This is a genomic window from Eikenella sp. HMSC071B05 (assembly GCF_001811325.1).
In the GTDB taxonomy this organism is placed as follows: domain Bacteria; phylum Pseudomonadota; class Gammaproteobacteria; order Burkholderiales; family Neisseriaceae; genus Eikenella; species Eikenella corrodens.
In genome coordinates, this window is sequence record NZ_KV804551.1 from 217,086 (window position 1) to 236,811 (window position 19,726).

A 19,726-nucleotide genomic window follows, 5' to 3' on the forward strand; every position below is an offset into this window, starting at 1 on the left:
AGTGCAGGCTGCTTTCTGAGCCAATATAACCATAGCGCGGCGCGAAGCCGAAACCGTTTCAGGTAGCCTTTTTCAGGTAGCCTGATGGCGTACGGCAAGCGCTGCGCTGCATGTTGGAATGCTCAAAAAGCAGCCTGCACCCTGTATTTACCGCCTCCCCCTGCCTTCACGGCGTTTTATTGACACACACGGAGACATCATGAGTATCGCCCTTTCCGTCTTTCCTATCTTATTTCTGATTATTTTGATGATCGGCTTCAAAATGCGCGGCGACCGCAGCGCCATCTTGGCTGCATTGTCCGCTGTTTTGATTGCTATTTTTGCCGTGCCCAACGTGAGTGGCTTCGTACCCCCCACAGGCTACGGCGCTGGATATGTCGGTTGGGCATTTGCCGAAGGCGTGTTGAAAGCCATCTTCCCCATTCTGATTGTGATTCTGATGGCCTTGTTCAGCTACAACGTGCTGCTGGAAAGCAAACAGATTGAAGTGATTAAACAACAATTTACCAACATTTCCAGCGACAAGCGCATTCAGGTGCTGCTGATTGTGTGGGGCTTCGGCGGCCTGCTGGAAGGCATGGCGGGCTTCGGCACGGCGGTGGCCATTCCGGCCGCCATCTTGATTGGTTTGGGTTTCAGCCCGCGCTTCTCCGCGCTCGTATCGCTCATCGGTAACAGCGTGGCCACAGGCTTCGGCGCGGTTGGTATCCCCGTGATTACCTTGGCCAAAGAGGTGTTCGGCTCGGCGGTAACTGCTGAGCAGACCCATGCCATTGCCGGCGACGTGGTGATCCAGCTGGGCTTCTTGATGTTCTTGGTGCCGTTCGTCATCCTGATGCTGACCGACACGTCGAAAAAATACATCGTGCCCAACATTATCCTGTCGGCCGTGGTGGGCGCATTGTCGCTGGGCGTGCAATTTGTGGCCGCTTATTTCATCGGCGCGGAAACGCCTGCCATTTTGGGCAGCATTGCCTGTATCGTCTTCATCGTGCTGTATGCGAAAATGACCGAGAAAAAAGATACGCCGGCCGATAAAGCCATCAGCATGGGGCAAATGGCAAAAGCATGGGCGGTGTACGGCTTCATCCTGTTCTTCATCATCATGGCCAGCCCCTTGTCCGGCCCCATCAGCGCGTTTTTGAAATCCACACTGGTGAGCAAAATCCACCTGCCGATTTATGCGGAAGGCAAATATTTCTCCTTCGGCTGGTTGTCTAACGCCGGCTTTATGCTGTTCTTGGGCGCGTTTATCGGCGGCTTGGTGCAAGGCGTTTCCGCCGGCAAACTGTTCCAGATTCTGGGGCAGACTTTGGTGAAAATGAAGGCTTCTGGCATCACCGTCATCTGCTTGGTGGCCATGAGCGCGATTATGAGCCACAGCAGCATGATTGCCGTGATTGCCAAAGGCTTGGTAGACGCCACCGGCACGTTCTATCCGCTGGTTGCACCGCTGGTGGGCGCCATCGGCACCTTCGCCACCGGCAGCGACACTTCTTCCAACATTCTGTTCGGCAAACTGCAAGCCTCCGTGGCCGACCAACTGGGCATGAATAAATCATGGCTCGCCGCCGCCAACACGGCCGGCGCGACCGGCGGCAAAATTATTTCGCCGCAAAGCATCGCCATCGCCACCGCCGCCTGCGAACAGCAAGGCCAAGAAGGCGCCTTCCTGCGCTCGGCCATGCCTTATGCGATTGTGTATGTGATTATTGCCGGCATTACGGTGTATTGCTTTACTGCATTCGCACTGTAACGTTGTTGGCATCAAAACAGCCTGCACTCTAGTTTGGAGAGTGCAGGCTGTTTGTATGGGAAGGCTACCTGAAAGTTTGCTGGTGCTATGCTATGTAAACTCTCCCCCTAGAGAATCGTTTACTCATGCTGCAAAATATTCACCAGCTGCCCAAACGGATCGCGCACAAAAAAGCGGCGCACGCCCCAAGGTTCAGTAGCCGGCCCGTATTCAGGCGTGAAACCAGCATGCTGCATCCGCTCTAATAATTCGTCCAGATTGTCCACCTCAATAGACAAATCAGGCACAGGCATACCAGAACCGCCTTCACTAGCAAAACTGACCTGCACAGACATAGTCGCATCCTGTCCGTAGGTCTGTATCCACCCATGATCCATCAGCAATTCCAGTCCAAGCAAGTCATGGTAGAAAGCCTTTGCTGCGGCGGGTTGGGTTACGTTTATATTGGCCACAATGCGTTTAACGCCCATGCTCGATCCTTATTTTAAAACGGCTGAATAATCAGACATCAATATTCAATATAAGTTTTAGGCTACCTGAAAACCCACTTTCAGGCAGCCTGCACTTTTCTAATTACAGCTTCTCTCTAACCCAGCCTTCTGCCGAATCCAGCATCGCGCCAACTTGGGAAGCATCCGTCCCCCCCGCCTGTGCCAAGTCCGGTCTGCCGCCGCCTTTGCCGCCGACTTGTTCGGCTGCAAATTTGACCAAATCACCTGCTTTCACTTTGCCGGTCAGGGCTTTGGATACGCCGGCGCACAGGGAGACTTTGCCGTCGTTCACTGCCGCTAAAAGAATCACGGCGTTGTCGGATTTGCCGGTTAAATCGGTAACGATTTCGCGCAGGGCGGCTGCGTCGGCTTCGATTTGAGCGGCGACGAGTTTGGCTGCGTCCAAGTCTTTGGCGTTGTCCAAGAGTTTGGCGCCTGCGTGGACGGCGAGTTCGGCTTTGGCTTTTGCCAACTCTTTTTCCAAGGCTTTGGCGTTTGCGGCGTTGGCTTGGATTTTGGCGAGTACGTCTTTTTCGGTTTGGGCTTTGACTTCGGCGATGATGTTTTGCATCAGGCTTTCTTGGTTTTGCGCCCATGCCAGCGCGGCAAGGCCGGTGATGGCTTCTACGCGGCGGATGCCTGCGGCGATGCCGCCTTCGCTGATGATTTTGAAGAAGCCGATGTCGCCGGTGCGGGCGACGTGGGTGCCGCCGCACAGTTCGGTGGAGTAGTCGCCCATGGTGATGACGCGGACAAAGTCGCCGTATTTTTCGCCGAAGAGCATCATGGCACCGGATTTTTGCGCGTCTTCAATGGACATGGTTTCTACTTTGACGGGCACGTTGGCGATAATCGCGGCGTTGACGCGGCGTTCGACTTCGGCGATTTCTTCCGCGCTGATGCCTTGCGGGTGGGAGATGTCGAAGCGGGTCAGCTCGGCGTTTTGCAGGCTGCCTTTTTGTTCGACGTGTGTGCCCAAAACATCGCGCAGGGCTTTGTGCATCAGGTGGGTAACGCTGTGGTTGCGCATGATGCTGTTGCGGATGTCGTTGTCGATTTCGGCGGATACGGCATCGCCCACTTTTAGACGACCTGATACGACTGAGCCGAATTGTCCGTGTACGGCGGCTTTGATTTTCTGCGTGTCTTCGACACGGAAGCGGTTTTCGCCTGCGAAGATAAAGCCCACATCGCCAACTTGGCCGCCGCTTTCGGCGTAGAACGGGGTTTGCTCCAAAACGACTACGCCTGCTTCGCCTGCTTGCAGTTCGTCCACGGCTTCGCTGCCTTTGTATAAGGCAATGATTTTGGTTTCTTGGCTGCGTTTTTCGTAGCCTGTGAACTCGGTGTCCGCGCCTGTGTAGTCCAGTTGCGCATTGGCTTTGAAGTTTTGCGCGGCGCGGGCGCGGGCGCGTTGGGCTTCCATTTCGCGGTTGAAGCCTTCTTCATCCAAATCGATATTGCGTTCGCGGCAGATGTCGGCGGTCAAATCGTATGGGAAGCCGTAGGTATCGTAGAGTTTGAAGATGATTTCGCCGTCCAATTTGTTGCTGCCTTTGGTCAAGGCGTTTTCCAGCAAAGCCATGCCGGTTTCCAAAGTTTGGGCGAAGCGGCTTTCTTCGTTTTTCAGGGCTTCTTTGATTTGGGCTTGTTTCTCTTTCAACTCAGGATACGCATCGCCCATTGCTTCCACCAAATCGGGCACGAGTTTGTAGAAGAACGCCTGTTTCTGACCGAGTTTGTAACCGTGGCGCACGGCGCGGCGGATGATGCGGCGCAGTACATAGCCGCGGCCTTCGTTGGACGGCATCACGCCGTCGGCAATCAGGAAGGAGCAGGAGCGGATGTGGTCGGCAATCACTTTCAGGCTCGGCTCGTCCATGCTGAACGGCGCGCCGGTTTCGCGGGCAACGGCTTTGAGCAGGTCTTGGAACAGGTCGATTTCGTAGTTGCTGTGGACGTGCTGCATTACTGCCGCCATGCGCTCCAAGCCCATGCCGGTATCGACGGACGGCTTGGGCAGCGGGTTCATATTACCTTGCTCGTCGCGGTTGAACTGCATGAATACGCAGTTCCAAATTTCAATCCAGCGGTCGCCGTCTTCTTCAGGGCTGCCGGGAATGCCGCCCCAAATTTCTTCGCCGTGGTCGTAGAAAATTTCGGAGCACGGGCCGCATGGGCCGGTGTCGCCCATCTGCCAGAAGTTGTCGGACGCGTATTTCGCGCCTTTGTTGTCGCCGATGCGGACGATGCGCTCGGCAGGCATACCGATCTCGTTCAGCCAGATATTATAGGCTTCGTCGTCTTCGGCATACACGGTCGCCAAGAGTTTGTCTTTGGGCAGGTTCAGCCATTCAGGGGAAGTGAGGAACTCCCAAGCGAAGTGGATGGCGTCGCGTTTGAAGTAGTCGCCGAAGGAGAAGTTGCCCATCATTTCGAAGAAGGTGTGGTGGCGGGCGGTGTAGCCGACGTTTTCCAAGTCGTTGTGTTTGCCGCCGGCGCGTACGCATTTTTGCGCGGTGGTGGCGCGGTTGTAGGCGCGTTTGTCAAAGCCGAGGAATACATCTTTAAACTGGTTCATACCGGCGTTGGTAAACAGCAGCGTCGGGTCGTCGTGCGGCACGAGCGAAGAGGAGCGGACGATGGTGTGGCCTTTGGATTCGAAGAATTTTAGGAATTTTTGGCGTAGTTCGGAGGTTTTCATGGCGTTTCGGTATCTTTCAAAATAATGATTCGGGCGGCTGGTGCGCTTAACAAAAATTGGGCGTGATTTTACTGCATATTGCAGGCGGCTGCCTACTTGCGCGGTGGATGAAAGGGCAGGATTTTCAGGTAGCCTTTTGCTTGCAGGCTACCTGAAAATTGGCAATACGCTTTCAGGTAGCTTTATTTGCCAGGGCTCAGGCTACCTGAAAAATACCTGCCCAGCGAAGTTGATTTAAATCAGCGCCAAACCGCCGCCTTGCCCGTAGAATGCCCAGTATTTGCCCACAGACAAACGGACACGCTATGCTGTTTGACGACTTCCAGCCTACCCACCAAACCCAACCCGCTGCCCGGCCGCAGCCGGCCGAGCGCGGCCGCATCCCCGAACTCGTCTGCCCCGCCGGCAACCTGCCCGCCCTGAAAACTGCCGTGGACAACGGTGCGGACACGGTTTACATGGGGCTGAAAGACGCGACCAACGCGCGCAATTTCCCCGGCCTGAATTTCGACCAAAAATCCATCATCGAAGGCATACGCTACGCCCACGACCGCGGGCGGCAGGTGCTGATGGCCATCAACACCTACGCCCAAGCCGGGCAGGTGGAACGCTGGCGGCGCGCCATCGACACCGCCGCCGATTTGGGCGCGGACGCGGTGATTGTGGCCGACCCCGCCGTGATGGCTTACGCCTGCGAAAAACACCCCAACCTGCGGCTGCACATGTCGGTGCAGGGTTCGGCCACCAATTACGAAGCCATCAATTTAATGAAGGACTTGTTCGGTATCCGCCGCGCCGTGCTGCCGCGCGTGCTGACGATAGACCAAGTGCAGCATGTGATTGAAAACACGGATGTGGAGATTGAAGTGTTCGGCTTCGGTAGCCTGTGCGTGATGGTGGAAGGCCGCTGTATCCTGTCGAGCTACGCCACGGGCGAGTCGCCGAATATGCAGGGCGTGTGTTCGCCTGCCAAGGCTGTGCGCTGGGAGCAGCTGCCCGACAAAATGAATGTGCGGCTCAATCAGGTGATGATTGACCAGTTCAACAAAGACGAACCGGCAGGCTATCCGACCTTGTGTAAAGGCCGTTTTGAGGTGAACGACGAAACCTATTACGCATTGGAAGAGCCGACCAGCCTGAACGTGTTGGAAGTGTTGCCGCAGCTCATCAAAATCGGCGTGGCGGCGGTGAAGGTGGAAGGCCGCCAGCGCAGCCCGATGTATACCGCGCAGGTTACGCGCACGCTGCGGCAGGCTTTGGACGCAGCGGCGGCAGACCCCGCACACTACCGCGTAACCCCCGCATGGGACGCGGCTTTGGGCAAGGTGTCCGAAGGCAGCCAAAGCACGCTGGGCGCATATAACCGGCCTTGGAAGTAGTTTCAGACGGCCTCAAGGCCGTCTGAAAGGCTACCTGAAAAAGCAGCTTTAGGTCAGATTCTCGAATCCGACACTTCGATCAATATAAATGTCGGATACAAGTATCCGACCGCTTCCGCCGACAAAGGTGCGGTGCGGATGCGAGCCAAATCAAACGCGGATTGGGTTTGGCGGCGTGAATAAATTTCAAGCAGCCCGAAGGCCGTCTGAAAAGTTTCGGCTGCTTTGAAGGCTTTCAGACGGCCTTTGCCCTATTGCCAGCCGTGGAAAAAGTCAAGTGCCTGCGCCAGCGCGTCGCGGGCGGCGGCCATGTAGTCCTGCGGGTAACGGCGGGCGTTGGCAAACAGTTTGTGCCAGCGGCTTTCCACCGGAAACAGGGAATGCCCCGCGCGGTGGTAGGCGCGTTCGATGACGGGATACTGGAAGCCGCCGTCTTCCAAGCGGCGGACGATGCGCCGCGCGGCTTCGTATGAAGGCCACATGGTGTCGTCTTCGGCGGAAAGCAGCAGCACCGCGCCTTGGATGTTTTCCACCCGTATGCGTGTTTCCTCCGCTGCACCGACCGCATCGCGGTAGCAGGAGCGCAGACAAAGGCTGCGGGTTTTCACGCAATCCCGCAATACGCGCAGGCGGTTCATGTGGAGCGGGCAATATGGCAGGTCGCACCCCCGCCAGGTGAAGGCGGAACAGTCAAGCAGCTTCCTGCGCGGCGCGGTTTGTAAACCCTGCACGCATACGTCCAGCGGGCTGACGGCGGCCACGCGGCCGATGTCGGGAATCAGGGAGGCGGCCAGCAGGGCGAGTTGCGCACCCATGGAAATACCCCACACGCCGGTTTGGCAAAAACCCATTTCCTGCGCCCGCCGCACGGCGGTTTCCACCGTTTCCACGGCAATTTGCGCCAGCCCCTGCGCCAGGTGCGGCTGCCCCCAGTAAGGCACGGCCAGCGCAGTCAGACCGTTTTCGGCGAACACGGCGGCATAGGTTTGCGTGAGCGCGTAACTGCCGTCGCTGCCGCCGAGTATGATAACGATGCGGTCGGAAGGTGGCGCGTACCGGCCGCGGTACAGCGCGGCGGTCAGGCCGTCTGAAGCGTAAGACAATATCCGGTCGGGCTGCATGGCTTGCTCCTAAAAACAAAGCGTTAAAGTTAAAGCATTGTCCCACCGTTTTGCGGTAGGGGCTACCTGAAAAACAGTGCGGAAAATAAGAGCATGAAAAAACACATCGAAGACCTGCGCAACGCCCTATACAAATACGACCTGACCGTGGCCGTCGAAGAAGATACCCATGCCTTCCCCGCCGTGTGGACGCTTGCGCACCCTTATTTCACGCTGCCGCTGACCATCACCTTCCACAACGCCCACGACACCGGCCTCGTACCGCTGTATGCCAGCTTCGGCTGCTACTTAATGGAAAAGCCTGAAATATCGCTGTATTTCACCAAAACCAACCGCCACTCGTGGCAGCGCGATTTGGCCGCTTTTATCGAAACGCTGATGCAATATATCTACGCCGCCGAAACCGAACACAATAAGGCCGTCTGAAAAGGAATCCTATGCACATCACCTTCCCGGAATGGTTTGATGACCTGGCTGAATTTGAAGCCGAGAGCAAAGGTTGCCTGTTGGATTTTCCATTGCATATCAACGGACAAGAGTTTGTTTTTACCTTCTACGATTTGTGCCGCCTCAATCAAACCTATGCCGATGATTCCGCCGCCGATTTTTTAGAGAACGAAGCCGTCGTTGTATTGCAGGCCGTAAACCGGAAAAACATTGCCCGCTTTGCCCAAACGATTTTCAGGTAGCCTCCAGGCCGTCTGAAAAGACAAAAAAACAAAGGAACATCCATGAAACTCTCCCTCGCCCCCATCCAATTCTTCTGGCAGAAAGAAACCCTGCTCGAATTCTACGTTCAGATGCTCGACAGCCCGCTCGACACCATCTATCTGGGCGAAACCGTCTGCTCCCGCCGCCAGAAAATGCGTTTCGACGACTGGTTCGGCCTCGCCCAAGACCTCGCCGACAGCGGCAAAGAAATCATCCTTTCCTCCCAAGTGCTGCTCGAAAGCGAATCCGACCTCAAACGCCTGCGCAAAATCACCGGCCAAACCCAATTCAAAATCGAAGCCAACGACATGGGCGCGGTCAAACTCGCCCGCGAACACGGTATCCCCTTCGTGGCCGGCGCCAGCCTCAACATCTACAACGAAGCCACCCTGCAACTCTTCCAAAACCTCGGCGCATACCGCTGGGTCGCCCCCGCCGAACTCGCCCGCGACAAAGTGGCCGACATCGCCCGCCTTTCAGACGGCCTCGAAACCGAAATCTTCGCCTGGGGCAAAATCCCCTTGGCCTATTCCTCCCGCTGCTTCACCGCGCGGCACTACAACCTAAACAAAGACAGCTGCGAATTCCGCTGCCTCGACCACGAACACGGCCTCACCATGAACACCCGCGAAGGCCAGCCGTTCCTCACCATCAACGGCATCCAAACCATGTCCTACGGCAGCCAATGCCTGCTGCCGCACCACGCCGACATAGCCGCCATCGGCGTAAACATCCTGCGCCTCTCGCCCCAGCTCACCGACATGCCGCGCATCATCGAACTGCACCGCGCCGTGCTCGACGGCCAAACCACCCTAGACGAAGCCCTGCCCGAACTCGCCCGCCTGTCCACCGGCACGCCCGTGGACGGCTATTGGCTGGGCAAACCCGGCATCGAAGCCGTGGAAGCCCACCGCAAAGCCTACGGCATCAACGCCGTCTGAAAGGAAACCAAATGCCCCTACCCGACATCACCCTGCCGCAATGGTGCGCCCAAATCGGCCGCCGCCTGCCCGCCCTGCCGCCGCGTTTCGCGCTGGTTAAAACCCTCAATCTCATGCTCAAGCGCGGCCTCTTGCCTGCCGACATGAGCCTGTTTGACGGACGCACCTTCGAAATCGACGTACTCGATGCCGGCATCACCGTGCGCTTCACCGCTGACGGCGAACGCTTCCTCGACCGCCGCTTCGAAGGCGAACCCGACCTCCGGCTGGCCGCCAACGGCGTGGATTTCCTGCGCATGATGCTGCGTGAAGAAGACCCGGATACCCTGTTTTTCAAACGCAAACTGCAAATCGAAGGCGACACCGAATTGGGGCTGATCACCAAAAACCTGCTCGACAGCGTGGAATGGCCGTTTGCCGAACAGTTGGTGAAATGGCAGGAAATGTTTGAATAGGCGCCCGTGAGGCGTTACCGCTTCGTTTGAACTGTGTTGAAGCCAAGTCTTTCAGGTAGCCTGCCATACTTGCCTGAGGCAGCTGAAACGGATAGGCTACACCGCAGCAGCACAATAAGCCGGTATGGCTGTGCCGACACCGGCACCAGAGAAGTTTTCAGGTAGCCTGTGTTGGCTTTAGTAGGGCTACCTGAAACATACAAATCATAATTTGAAAGCAATCCAATTTGAAAAAGGGAACCGCTATGGCGCAATCCGTATTTGTGGAAAAAATCGAGCAGGCCTGCCACAAGAAAGCGTGGCTGTTTGAGCACAGCAAGTCGAAGTATGCGCTGCGTTCGCTGATTGCCGGCATGCTGCTCACGCTCACGCCGGCCACGGGCGTGATTGCGGCGGATGTGCTCAACACGGTGCACCCTTCGCTGGGGCGTTTTGCTTTCCCGTTTTTCTTCTCGTGGGGGCTGGTGTATATCCTGTTTCTCAATACGGAGCTCACCACTTCCAATATGATGTATCTCACGGCCGGCACCTTCCTCAAAAAAATCAAATGGGAAAAGGCGCTGATTATTTTGCTCTACTGTACGGCATTTAATTTAATCGGCTCGATTGTCACCGCCTGGCTGTTCAACCAAACCAGCGCGTTTGCCCACATTTCGGCGGATGGCTATTTGGCCAATATGGTGGAGCACAAGCTGGAGCGGCCAAACGGCCTGGTGCTGGCGGAGGGGATTTTTGCCAATCTGTTTGTGAACGTGGCGGTGGTGGCGTATCTGTTGCTGAAGGAGCAGGCGGCGAAGATTGCGGCAGTGTTTGCGGCGGTGTATATGTTTGTGTTTTTGGCCAACGAACACGTGGCGGCGAACTTTGCTTCGTTTGCGCTGGTGGGCTTCAATCAGATTGCCGATAGCGTGTCGCATTTTGAAGCGCTGAATATCCTGCGTCATTGCAGCGTGGCTTTTGTGGCGAATTGGATTGGTGGCGGGCTGCTGATTGGCGTGCCGTATGCGTTTTTGAATAAGGATGAGGGAGAGTATGTGGATTAGGGTTTGATGTGTCATCCCAAAAGAGCGGATGAAAATGAAGAATGGGACAAAAAGGTGAACCACAGATAGTACAGCGAGGAGAACCAACACCGTAGCATTCTTTTTCCATTATAAAAATTTCAGGTAGCCTGTTTTCCGTTAAAACAGGCTACCTGAAATTTTGTGCATGTCGAAGGCAGAAAACTATTGGGCGGCGGGCATTTGGAAGTGGCAGCGGGCCACCACAATGGGTTTGGCGGGATCGGACTGCCAGGCTTCCACCGCCACGTTGGCGATGCGGCTGCCTTGGCGGGTGAGGGCGCAACGGGCGTAGGTGGTTTCTGGTTTGCCGCTGCGCAGGTAGTCGAGCGATAAATCGATCATTTTGGGCAGCTCGGCGAGGCCGGCCTGGCGGTAGAGGAAGAGCACGGCGCAGCTTTCGATGAAGCCGCCGAGCATGCCGCCATGCAGGGCGGGTAGGAAGATATTGCCAATGTTTTCGCGTTTGTATGGCAGAGCAAACAGGGGCGTGCCGTTGGATTCGCCGCATTGCAGGCCGATGAATGCGGTGTAGGGGATGAGTTTGGCGGCTTCGGCAGTGAGCTCGGGAGATAGGATGAAGGGGCTGCTCATGCTTGCAACATCTCCTGTAGTTTGGCTTGTTCTGCGGGGGTGAGCGGGGTACGCATGAAGGTGGCCATGCCCAAGGCAAAGGGGTCGGAAGGGTCTTCTTGGTAGCAGCTGCTGCGCACGAAAGCCACTTGGCCGGCCAGGCGGTAGCATTCGGCGCGGCCGTAGATGCGGCGGCCGGGGGTGGCGGGGTGCATGTAGTCGATGCGCATATCGAGAGTGGCGAGGATTTCGGCACTGGGCAGCTGGGCGGTTACCGCGCAGGCGGAAACCATATCCACCAGGGTGGTGATGGTACCGCCGTGAATGGTTTGGGTGTCGTGGCGGCCAACGAGGTGGGGCTGCCAATCGAAACTGAGCACAGGGCGGCGGGCGCGGATGCCTTCGTAGCGCAGGCCGATGGCGCGGGAATGGGGAAGGTCGAGGAAGTGTTGGCTGAGAATGCGGTAGAGGTCGGAATTGGCAGGCATGGCGGTTTCGATTTGGAGCGATATATTTTCAGGTAGCCTTTAGGAGGCGGAGGGGTGTTATTGTTTGACTGGCAGGAGGCCTTGTCAAGGCTGGCTGGAAACCATATCGCTGTATGGGCAGCCTGCCTTGCTATTGGTTTGCATCATCGCCTTCGCTTTGCAGCACAGCGGTTTCATCTGCCTCACCGGGCAGGCGCACCAAAATATCGCCAAACGCGCCGTCTTCCTGCGTGAGCCGCACCAACCCTTCCTTTACCAGCTCCAACAGGGCGATAAAGCACACCACCACCTGCGCCACGCCGCTCTCCGGCTCAAACAGTCGGCTGAAGCGGCAGCCGCCGTCTTGCAGATGCCGCAGGATGCGGCTCATGGTGGCGCGCACGGAAAGGGCTTCGTTTTCCTGCACCACGGTGTGGCTGCGGCGTTGGCCGGCGCGGGAGAGGATGGCGAGCCAGGCTTGGGTGAGGTCGGCCAGCTGTACTTCCGGCAGCTTGGCGGCGGTGGTGATTTCCAGCGGCAGATACGCCCAAGCGAAATCGCGGCCGGCGCGGGGCAGTGCATCCAATCCCACGGCGGCGAGCTTCATCTGCTCGTAGGCCAAGAGGCGGCGCACCAATTCGGCACGCGGGTCTGCAATCTCTTCATCTTCGGCAGCAGGCGGCGCGGGCAGGAGCAGACGTGATTTGATTTCAATCAGCATCGCCGCCATCAGTAGGTATTCCGCGGCCAAATCCAGGCTTTGCTCGTCCATTTGCGCGATATAGGCCAGATATTGCTCGGTAATCTTGAGCATGGGGATATCCAGCACGTCGATGTTTTGCTTGCGGATAAGGTACAGCAGCAAATCGAGCGGGCCTTCAAAACTGTGCAGCACCACCTGCAGCGCATCGGGCGGGATAAAAAGGTCGGCGGGCAAGTCGGTAACCGGCTGGCCGAACAGCGTGGCGATGCCGGGGCTGCTCGGCGTATCGGACGGGAGAACGGGCATTTTCAGGTAGCCTTTAACGGGCAGAAAGCGGGGATTATAGTGGATTTTATACAATGCAGTCTGATACTCCGAAAGGCTAGCTGAAAGCCGAAGCCCGGCTTGAAAGCAGCAGCCAAGCGGCGCATACTGACAGCATTTCCCACATCAGAATAAGGAGCGATTGATGAAACTCGTGATAGCCGCGCCGGCCAACGGCGTTGAATTGAAAAACGCACTCAAAACGCATCTGCAACACGACCCGCGTGTGACGGGCCTGGTGGATTTGTCGTCGCCAGACGGCACCTATCCGCAGCTCTCCTTTGCCGCCGCGCAGGAAATAGCCGCCGGCTGCGCCGACCGCGCCATTTTGATTTGCGGCACGGGCGTGGGCACCGCGATTGCCGCCAATAAAGTACGCGGCATCCGTGCCGCCACCGCCCACGACCTGCTCACCCTGCGCGGCTCGGTGGAAAACTATAACGCACAAGTGCTGTGCATGGGGCAAAATGTCATCGCCGCCCCCGCCGCTTGGGCACTGGTCAACATCTGGCTGGATTTGCGCCACGACACCTCCAGCGGCTATGCGCCGAAAGTAGGCGAGATCGAAGCCTTCGAACGTGGTGTTTGACGGGCTTGCAAACCGTAAACGCACAAAAGGCTACCTGAAACTTTAGCTTCGCAGAAACTACACTGCGTTCGTTTTAACTTCGCAGAAACTCACTGCGTTCGTTTTCAGGTAGCCTTTTTTCTCAGCTATTCTTACAACTGGCGCAAGAATGCTTGGATAAACGCGATCTTATCCAATTCCGACATGGCGTTGAACGCTTCGCGATGGTCGCGGATGTGGTCGATTAAGGGGTAAAACTCTTCATCGACGTGGCGTTTGTCCAGTTTGCGGCCGATGTTGCCTTCGTTGCTTCGTCCCAGAAACTTGGAAATCAGGTAATACGGCGATTTGAGTTTGAACAGCATTTCGCCGTTTTGCGCATCAAATACCATAAAGCCTTCGTGCTCCACATTTTTCAGACGATCTTTCAGCTCGCCGAACGTGATGTTTTTCAGCGTCTCGGGGCGGCGGATGCCGTATTGTTTGCCGATTTCGTCTAATTCGGCTTCGCTAAATTGATGGCCTGTCGCCACGTCGATGCAGCCGATTAAGGTTTCGCCCAATTCTTCGCGGATGATGTGGACGTCTTTCGCGTCTGTAATTTCAAATAAAAAAGTGTGGTTCGGATAAGCGCGGAACAGGGTTTCGTATTGCGCGCAGTGTACGGCAGTCATGTCCGCGAACGCGCTATCAAGCGAACCGGTAGTCGAATACAGCACTTTGCCGTCAAACGCCGCGCCGTGGGACGGGTGGTCGCTTGGAAGCGAGACGAAAGTGCAGCAGCCGAGGAAGCCGTTCACTTTTACCACCGCGTCCACCAATCGCTCGTCGCCGACGCGGATTGGATAACGGCTGCCTTTGGCGATACGCTCCGAGTAATTGAACACTTTTTTAAACGGACGCACGATGATGCGGTTGTGCGCATCGATAATCAAACCGCGCATTTCCAGCAGCGCATCGTCGAAGCGGTTGTTGTAGAACACGCTGCGGGCGTATTTCAACACGCGCAATTCGGGATAGCGCTTGGATGCTTTGGCGGTAAAGTTGCGGCTGCCGTGTTGCAGATAGTGTTCGGTGACGAAGGTTTGCTGCGCTTCGTCAAACGACAGGGCGTGCTGCTCGATGGCCTGCATTTGTTCGATTTGTGCCAACTGCGCCGCGCTGGCGGGTTGTCCGGCTTCGATGTGGATTTCGCCGGGCAGGGGGTTTTGATTGAGCTTCACATAGGCTGCCAGCACGTCGTGCTCTTTCACGCCGTGTTGGTTGGGGAAAAAGTTGTGCAGGCGGTAGGCTTCGGTGTGGAAGCCGTGTTTGGCGGCCCAATCGAGCAGGTGGCGGCAGCGGGAGGCTTTTTGGTTGGTGTTGGAATTGATGATGAGGATGGGGCGGGCAGGATTTGCCCGGCCTGCAATTAAAGCATTGCGCATCATGGCATTGCCTTGTTTCTGCGCTTTATCCACGGCCTCGCCCGACCAGCGGTATACGCCGTTTTCATCGGTGAGCAGCAGGTCGTTTTCGATGCGGATGATTTCGGCATCGGGGTATTGCTTGGCAAACTCGGCGGCTTTTTGTTCGGCGAAAGTCGATTTTCCCGAACCTTGATGGCCGCGGATAAGGATGAATTTTTGCATGGTTGCGTGTCTTTCTTTTGTCGGTTTGTTTTCGCTTCGCAGCAACTCTTCTGCGCTGCATTTTAACTGCGTTGAAGCTTCGCTTTCAGGTAGCCTTTCAGGACAGGCTACCTGAAGAAGAGCGGTGATGTCGTTTTATTTCGGCATCGATTTCTTGCGCCAGCCGGTTAATGGGGTAGCTTGGCCAGTTAGGGTATTGGTGGCAGTGGTAGCAGTGCCAATAGCTGCGGATGCGGTTTTGCTGTTTGCGCCAGTAGGCAGGGTTTTCGGCTAAGAAGGCGGCCAGGATGGCGCGATTGTGGCGGAAAAAGGTGTGTACTTGCTCTTGAATGGGCAAAACGTATTCGCCGAGCAGTTGGGTGGCGAAGGGGGCGACAAAGGCGGGCTGGCCGGGGTCGAGCAGGGCGGCGAAGTGTTGTGCGCGGATGTGGCCGTCGTAGTGCCGGGTGTGCAGGCAGTGGAACATGGCGTGCTGGATGGAGTTGAGTGATTCGGGTCGGTGGGCAATGGTGAGGCCGTATTGCCGGCGAATCAGGCGGATGGTTTGGCCGCCCAGCAGCAGTTTGTCCGGCTCTGGAGTGGGGCTCGGGGAGCGGGGGTGTTGCATATTGGCCAAGAGCTGCGCCGCTTCGGTTTGGCAGGCGGCGGGAAAGGCTTGGAGAAAGAGTGGGGTGTGGGCAGTCATGGTTTGTTTGGTTTGCGGTTTCAGGTAGCCTTGGGGGAGGATTAGAGGCTACCTGAAAGTTTGTTGCTGTGTGTTCAATTAGTCGGTGGCAGAGCCCATGATGCCAGTGTAGAGGCGGTTTTGCGGGCTGTATACGGTCCAGAAGTATGTGCCCCACCATTCGCGGCCGTCTGTAAAATAGTCGGAACAATCGGTGTTCCATGCGTAGGCTTCGATGTGGTCCAGGCTGCCGAACAGTTGGCGGCAGAAATCGAGAAAATATTCGCCGGTTTCGCGGGCCGTTTGGCCGAAGTGGGCGGGGTAGGGCGGATTGAGGAAGGCGTGGCAGAAGGCGCTGCTGGGCATCTCTCTGGCAATGGTGTGCTCGGCATCGGTTTCGCTATGGTGGTAGAGGTAGCGGCCGAATTGGCTGCCTTGTCCGCGCACGATGAGGCGGGAGTGTTGCAAATCGAGCTGGTTGCCGTAGAACTCTGTTGCGCTGATTTTGCGACCCATATCGGTTTGCAGGCTGAAATGTTGGGCAAGCGGGGCGGGAGCGGGCACTTGGTATCGGGCTGCGCGCTGCATGGCCTGTGCGTTGCGCTCGGCGATAACGGCATGCAGGGTGTGGTTGGCGGTGGCCAGGTGGTATTCGCGGCGTTCGGTCTCGTTGGCGGCGGCAGTGGTGTAAGCGAATTGCTGGAAATCGAGCACGCCGCCGAGCTCGTGGAAGCGGCTGATAGAGGCACAGCGTTGGCGGTGTTGCCATTCAGGCAGGCCGGCGTGGGGTAGGGTTTCTAGGTGGAGCAAGGGCATGGGTGCTTTCAGGTAGCCTTTTTAACAATATGATTTGTTTAGCATGGATTGTGCCAAGTAGTGAGTTGTTTGTCTAATAGATTGATATTACAGGGGACTATATTTTATCGGTAGGCGGATGATTAGTATGTATGGTGAAAGATATAGTTTTATAGATAGTATTTATAGAAATATAGCTATGAATTATAAGGCTACCTGAAAACGGAATACGCTTGCTTTGCGCTGATTGTGTAAAAAGCATTACAATCGCGCCCAAATTTGAGCCGGGGCTGCTGTTTTACGGCGGCTTTGGGAGTTGCTAATCCTTTTATTATCAGGGAAATAAATTATGGCTGATGCCGATATGAAAGCCGCCGCCGAGGCGGATTTGGTGTATAAGCTGGAAGACAAGCCGCCGTTTGCCAATGCGCTGTTGAGCGCAATAACGCATTTGTTGGCGATTTTCGTACCGATGGTTACTCCGGCGCTGATTGTGGGCGGTGCGCTGAAACTGCCTGCAGAAACCACGGCTTATTTGGTTTCGATGGCGATGGTGGCTTCCGGCATCGGCACGTTTTTGCAGGTGAGCCGCTTCGGGCCGGTGGGCTCGGGACTGCTTTCGATTCAGTCGGTAAACTTTTCCTTTGTGGGCGTGATGATTTCGCTGGGTTTGGGCATGCGCGAAGGTGGACTGAGCGAGTCGGCGATGCTGTCCACGCTGTTGGGCGTGTCGTTTGCCGGGGCGTTTTTGATTTGCGCTTCGGCTTGGGCGCTGCCTTATTTGAAACGGGTGATTACGCCTACGGTGAGCGGCGTGGTGGTGCTGCTGATCGGATTGAGCCTGATTGATATCGGCATCACTGATTTTGGCGGCGGTTTCGGCGCGAAGGGTACGGATGCTTTCGGCTCAGTGCAGAATATCGGCTTGGCTGGGTTTGTGTTGGTCATCGTGTTGCTGTTCAACTGTATGCGCAATCCGTTTTTGCGCATGAGCGGCATCGCGGTGGGGCTGGTGGCGGGTTATATTGCCGCGCTGGCGATGGGTATGGTGGATTTTTCGCCGTTGCAAAACACGCCGCTGTTCACGCTGCCTGTACCGTTTAAATATGGCTTTGCCTTTGATTGGAGCGCGTTTTTGGTGGCGGGTACGATTTATCTGTTGAGCGTGTTCGAGGCGGTGGGCGACCTTACGGCCACGGCGATGGTGTCTGGCCAACCATATGAGGGCGACGAGTTTCAAAAACGGCTGCGCGGGGGGGTGTTTGCCGACGGGCTGGTGTCGGTGATCGCTACGGCGCTCGGCTCGCTGCCGCTCACCACGTTTGCGCAAAATAACGGCGTAATCCAAATGACGGGCGTGGCCTCGCGCCATGTGGGGCGTTATATTGCTGTGATTTTGGTGCTGGCCGGGCTGTTCCCCGTGGTGGGGCGCGTGTTCACCACCATTCCTTCGCCGGTGCTCGGCGGGGCGATGGTGCTGATGTTTGGCCTGATTGCGATTGCCGGCGTGCGCATCATCATGACCCATGGCATCAACCGCCGCGAGGCCGTAATTGCGGCTACTTCGGTGGGCATCGGCTTGGGCGTGGCTTTTGAGCCGGAAGTATTTAAGGCGCTGCCGGAAGTGTTCCGTAACGCGATTGCTGCCGGCGGCATTATGGCGGTGGCGCTGAATCTGATTCTGCCGAGAGACGAGAAAGATCAGGTGGTAAGGCTGGAAGAGTAATCGCCGGCAGCCCTTAATTTTGTTGAAGTTGATGCTTTCAGGTAGCCTTTTGGATAAGAGGCTACCTGAAAATTTTGTGCAAACGGTTTTCAGGTAGCCTCCAAATAGCCGGCGGGGAAATACCTGCCTTGTTCATTTTTCATTGCAAAACGCGCATACGCTATATAGCGGTACATTCGTCATCCACTCCTGCTCCCGATAATCAGCCATGGAAAAACGTATCGCCTGTTCGGGCTTGAACTGCTCGGTGTACACCTTCAAACTTTTCGCTTTCAAATTTTCTTCCGCCTTCACTTCAATCGGCATCACACCTTGCCCGCGCTGCAACACAAAATCCACTTCCGCCGTGCCTTTTTCGCTTGCCCAGTAGAAAACGGGATTATCTTGCGAAGCAATGAGTTGCTGCAAAACGTATTGTTCGGTGAGCGCGCCTTTGAATTCGGTGAAAATGCGGTTGCCTTCCAGCAGGGTGCCCGCATTCAGCCCGCTTTGCGCGGCGAGCAGCCCTACGTCTAAGCCGTAGAGTTTGAAGGCGTTGTCTTGGTAGGCGGTAAGGGGGAGGTGCGGCTTTTTGATGCGCGGCACGATGTGTACCAGCCCGCTGTCTTTGAGCCATTGCAGGGCGGTTTCGTAGTCTTTGCTGCGGGCGCCTTTTTGCAGGTGGGCATAGATGAACTTTTTGTTTTCTTTGGCAAGCTGCTCGGGGATGGCCTGCCATAAGGCACGCACGCGCTGCACGGTGTGACCGTCGGCAATGTGTTTGGAGAAATCCTGCCCGTAGGCCGTGAGCAGGTTTCGCTGGATTTGGCGCACTTCGCTGAAATTTTGCGTGTCAATAAAGGTTTGTACCGCTTCCGGCATGCCGCCGACAAAATAATATTGGCGCAGTAACTCGATATAGCGGCTTTTCATGGCGGCAATCAGCGGCCAATCGCACATTTCCAAGAGCTGCACCAAATCCTGCTGCCCAAGCGCGGTGAGGAATTCATGAAAATCCATCGGATAGAGCGGTAGGAAATCCACCTTGCCAACAGGAAAGGAAACCTGATGGTGCAGGGAGATGCCCAAGAGCGAGCCTGCCGCTGCAATGTGGAGCTGCGGCGCATTTTCGTAGAAATATTTGAGCGATGCCAAGGCCTGCGGCACTTCTTGAATTTCGTCAAAAATCAGCAGGGTATCTTCGGCTTGAATATCCACGCCGCTTTCGATTTTCAGGCCGAGCAGCAGGCGGCTGATGTTGTAATCGCCTGAAAACAGGGTTTGCATGCGTGGGTTGTGGTCGAAATTGATGTAGGCGGTTTGGGCGAAACAGGTTTCGCCGAAATGCTTCATCGCCCATGTTTTGCCCACCTGTCTTGCCCCTTGGATAATCAGTGGTTTGCGGTTGGGCTTGTGTTTCCACTTTTTTAAGGATTGGATGATTCTGCGCTGCATAGGAAGTCCTAATGGCCGATTTTTTGGCATTATACAGACGGGAATACATTTTTCCTAATGAAAAAATAGAGGATTACTACATTTTTTCGAATGAAAAAATGATGGGTAATTACATTTTTCTAATGGAAAATTCGGCGGCATTGGGCTGCGCAGATAAAGGAGGGCAGGTTTTAAACCTGCCCCTGCGGAATTTCAGGTAGCCTTTTGGATAAGAGGCTACCT

General features: G+C 56.0%; 19 protein-coding genes. 9 read left to right on the top strand and 10 right to left on the bottom strand.

All coding sequences use genetic code 11. The features are described 5' to 3' along the window. Positions 1 to 199: 199 nt before the first annotated feature. Positions 200 to 1,756, top strand: coding sequence for an L-lactate permease (locus HMPREF2796_RS07240; protein WP_070632412.1), 1,557 nt, complete (start codon positions 200 to 202; stop codon positions 1,754 to 1,756). Positions 1,757 to 1,875: 119 nt separating this feature from the next. On the opposite strand, the gene HMPREF2796_RS07245 is transcribed toward HMPREF2796_RS07240, so the two are convergent. Then, positions 1,876 to 2,226, bottom strand: coding sequence for a VOC family protein (locus HMPREF2796_RS07245; protein WP_070632415.1), 351 nt, complete (start codon positions 2,224 to 2,226; stop codon positions 1,876 to 1,878). Positions 2,227 to 2,329: 103 nt separating this feature from the next. Then, positions 2,330 to 4,951 (bottom strand): alanine--tRNA ligase, encoded by a 2,622-nt coding sequence (gene alaS, locus HMPREF2796_RS07250; protein ID WP_070632418.1) that lies wholly within the window; start codon positions 4,949 to 4,951, stop codon positions 2,330 to 2,332. A 305-nt stretch (positions 4,952 to 5,256) separates the two neighbouring features. Here alaS and HMPREF2796_RS07255 point away from each other — a divergent pair, with 305 nt between their 5' ends. Beyond that, entirely contained in the window at positions 5,257 to 6,330 is a 1,074-nt protein-coding gene (locus tag HMPREF2796_RS07255; RefSeq protein WP_239683339.1) for a ubiquinone anaerobic biosynthesis protein UbiU, read from the top strand. 251 nt (positions 6,331 to 6,581) lie between these two features. Here HMPREF2796_RS07255 and HMPREF2796_RS07260 read toward each other — a convergent pair whose 3' ends face one another. After that, the gene (locus HMPREF2796_RS07260) at positions 6,582 to 7,451 is read right to left on the bottom strand and encodes an acyl-CoA thioester hydrolase/BAAT C-terminal domain-containing protein (RefSeq protein WP_070632421.1); all 870 of its coding nucleotides are present in this window, start codon (positions 7,449 to 7,451) and stop codon (positions 6,582 to 6,584) included. A gap of 93 nt (positions 7,452 to 7,544) precedes the next feature. Here HMPREF2796_RS07260 and HMPREF2796_RS07265 point away from each other — a divergent pair, with 93 nt between their 5' ends. The 5 genes from HMPREF2796_RS07265 to HMPREF2796_RS07285 all read left to right on the top strand — a co-directional run bounded on the left by HMPREF2796_RS07265 (position 7,545) and on the right by HMPREF2796_RS07285 (position 10,601). After that, the gene (locus HMPREF2796_RS07265) at positions 7,545 to 7,877 is read left to right on the top strand and encodes a hypothetical protein (protein ID WP_070632424.1); all 333 of its coding nucleotides are present in this window, start codon (positions 7,545 to 7,547) and stop codon (positions 7,875 to 7,877) included. Positions 7,878 to 7,888: 11 nt separating this feature from the next. Further along, the gene (locus HMPREF2796_RS07270; RefSeq protein WP_064084940.1) at positions 7,889 to 8,140 is read left to right on the top strand and encodes a hypothetical protein; all 252 of its coding nucleotides are present in this window, start codon (positions 7,889 to 7,891) and stop codon (positions 8,138 to 8,140) included. Positions 8,141 to 8,182: 42 nt separating this feature from the next. Then, a complete protein-coding gene (locus HMPREF2796_RS07275; protein ID WP_070632427.1) occupies positions 8,183 to 9,103 on the top strand; it encodes a U32 family peptidase in 921 nt (306 codons plus the stop codon). 11 nt (positions 9,104 to 9,114) lie between these two features. Next, positions 9,115 to 9,558 (top strand): ubiquinone anaerobic biosynthesis accessory factor UbiT, encoded by a 444-nt coding sequence (locus tag HMPREF2796_RS07280; RefSeq protein WP_070632429.1) that lies wholly within the window; start codon positions 9,115 to 9,117, stop codon positions 9,556 to 9,558. A 245-nt stretch (positions 9,559 to 9,803) separates the two neighbouring features. Beyond that, positions 9,804 to 10,601, top strand: coding sequence for a formate/nitrite transporter family protein (locus HMPREF2796_RS07285; protein WP_070632432.1), 798 nt, complete (start codon positions 9,804 to 9,806; stop codon positions 10,599 to 10,601). Positions 10,602 to 10,784: 183 nt separating this feature from the next. On the opposite strand, the gene HMPREF2796_RS07290 is transcribed toward HMPREF2796_RS07285, so the two are convergent. The 3 genes from HMPREF2796_RS07290 to HMPREF2796_RS07300 all read right to left on the bottom strand — a co-directional run bounded on the left by HMPREF2796_RS07290 (position 10,785) and on the right by HMPREF2796_RS07300 (position 12,668). Further along, the gene (locus tag HMPREF2796_RS07290) at positions 10,785 to 11,213 is read right to left on the bottom strand and encodes a PaaI family thioesterase (protein WP_070632435.1); all 429 of its coding nucleotides are present in this window, start codon (positions 11,211 to 11,213) and stop codon (positions 10,785 to 10,787) included. After that, positions 11,210 to 11,680: a PaaI family thioesterase gene (locus HMPREF2796_RS07295; RefSeq protein WP_064104692.1), complete on the bottom strand. Its 471-nt coding sequence runs from the start codon at positions 11,678 to 11,680 to the stop codon at positions 11,210 to 11,212. The genes HMPREF2796_RS07290 and HMPREF2796_RS07295 overlap by 4 nt, the downstream gene beginning before the upstream one ends. Positions 11,681 to 11,810: 130 nt before the next feature. Then, positions 11,811 to 12,668, bottom strand: coding sequence for a segregation and condensation protein A (locus tag HMPREF2796_RS07300; RefSeq protein WP_070633457.1), 858 nt, complete (start codon positions 12,666 to 12,668; stop codon positions 11,811 to 11,813). 163 nt (positions 12,669 to 12,831) lie between these two features. Between HMPREF2796_RS07300 and HMPREF2796_RS07305 the strand changes: the two genes are divergently transcribed. Then, complete coding sequence (locus HMPREF2796_RS07305; protein ID WP_070632438.1) at positions 12,832 to 13,275, top strand: RpiB/LacA/LacB family sugar-phosphate isomerase; 444 nt, start codon at positions 12,832 to 12,834, stop codon at positions 13,273 to 13,275. A gap of 131 nt (positions 13,276 to 13,406) precedes the next feature. Here the strand turns inward: HMPREF2796_RS07305 and HMPREF2796_RS07310 are convergent, their stop codons facing one another. The 3 genes from HMPREF2796_RS07310 to HMPREF2796_RS07320 form a co-directional block, all read right to left on the bottom strand. Beyond that, positions 13,407 to 14,885: an RNA ligase gene (locus HMPREF2796_RS07310; RefSeq protein WP_070632440.1), complete on the bottom strand. Its 1,479-nt coding sequence runs from the start codon at positions 14,883 to 14,885 to the stop codon at positions 13,407 to 13,409. A gap of 97 nt (positions 14,886 to 14,982) precedes the next feature. Further along, positions 14,983 to 15,570 carry a hypothetical protein gene (locus HMPREF2796_RS07315; RefSeq protein WP_070632443.1) on the bottom strand — a complete coding sequence of 196 codons (588 nt, stop codon included), beginning with the start codon at positions 15,568 to 15,570 and terminating at the stop codon, positions 14,983 to 14,985. A gap of 78 nt (positions 15,571 to 15,648) precedes the next feature. After that, the gene (locus HMPREF2796_RS07320) at positions 15,649 to 16,365 is read right to left on the bottom strand and encodes a hypothetical protein (protein ID WP_070632446.1); all 717 of its coding nucleotides are present in this window, start codon (positions 16,363 to 16,365) and stop codon (positions 15,649 to 15,651) included. 328 nt (positions 16,366 to 16,693) lie between these two features. Here HMPREF2796_RS07320 and HMPREF2796_RS07325 point away from each other — a divergent pair, with 328 nt between their 5' ends. Next, a complete protein-coding gene (locus HMPREF2796_RS07325) occupies positions 16,694 to 18,070 on the top strand; it encodes a nucleobase:cation symporter-2 family protein (protein WP_023886388.1) in 1,377 nt (458 codons plus the stop codon). Positions 18,071 to 18,202: 132 nt separating this feature from the next. Here HMPREF2796_RS07325 and HMPREF2796_RS07330 read toward each other — a convergent pair whose 3' ends face one another. Beyond that, positions 18,203 to 19,504 (bottom strand): ATP-binding protein, encoded by a 1,302-nt coding sequence (locus tag HMPREF2796_RS07330; protein WP_070632449.1) that lies wholly within the window; start codon positions 19,502 to 19,504, stop codon positions 18,203 to 18,205. Positions 19,505 to 19,726: the final 222 nt, after the last annotated feature.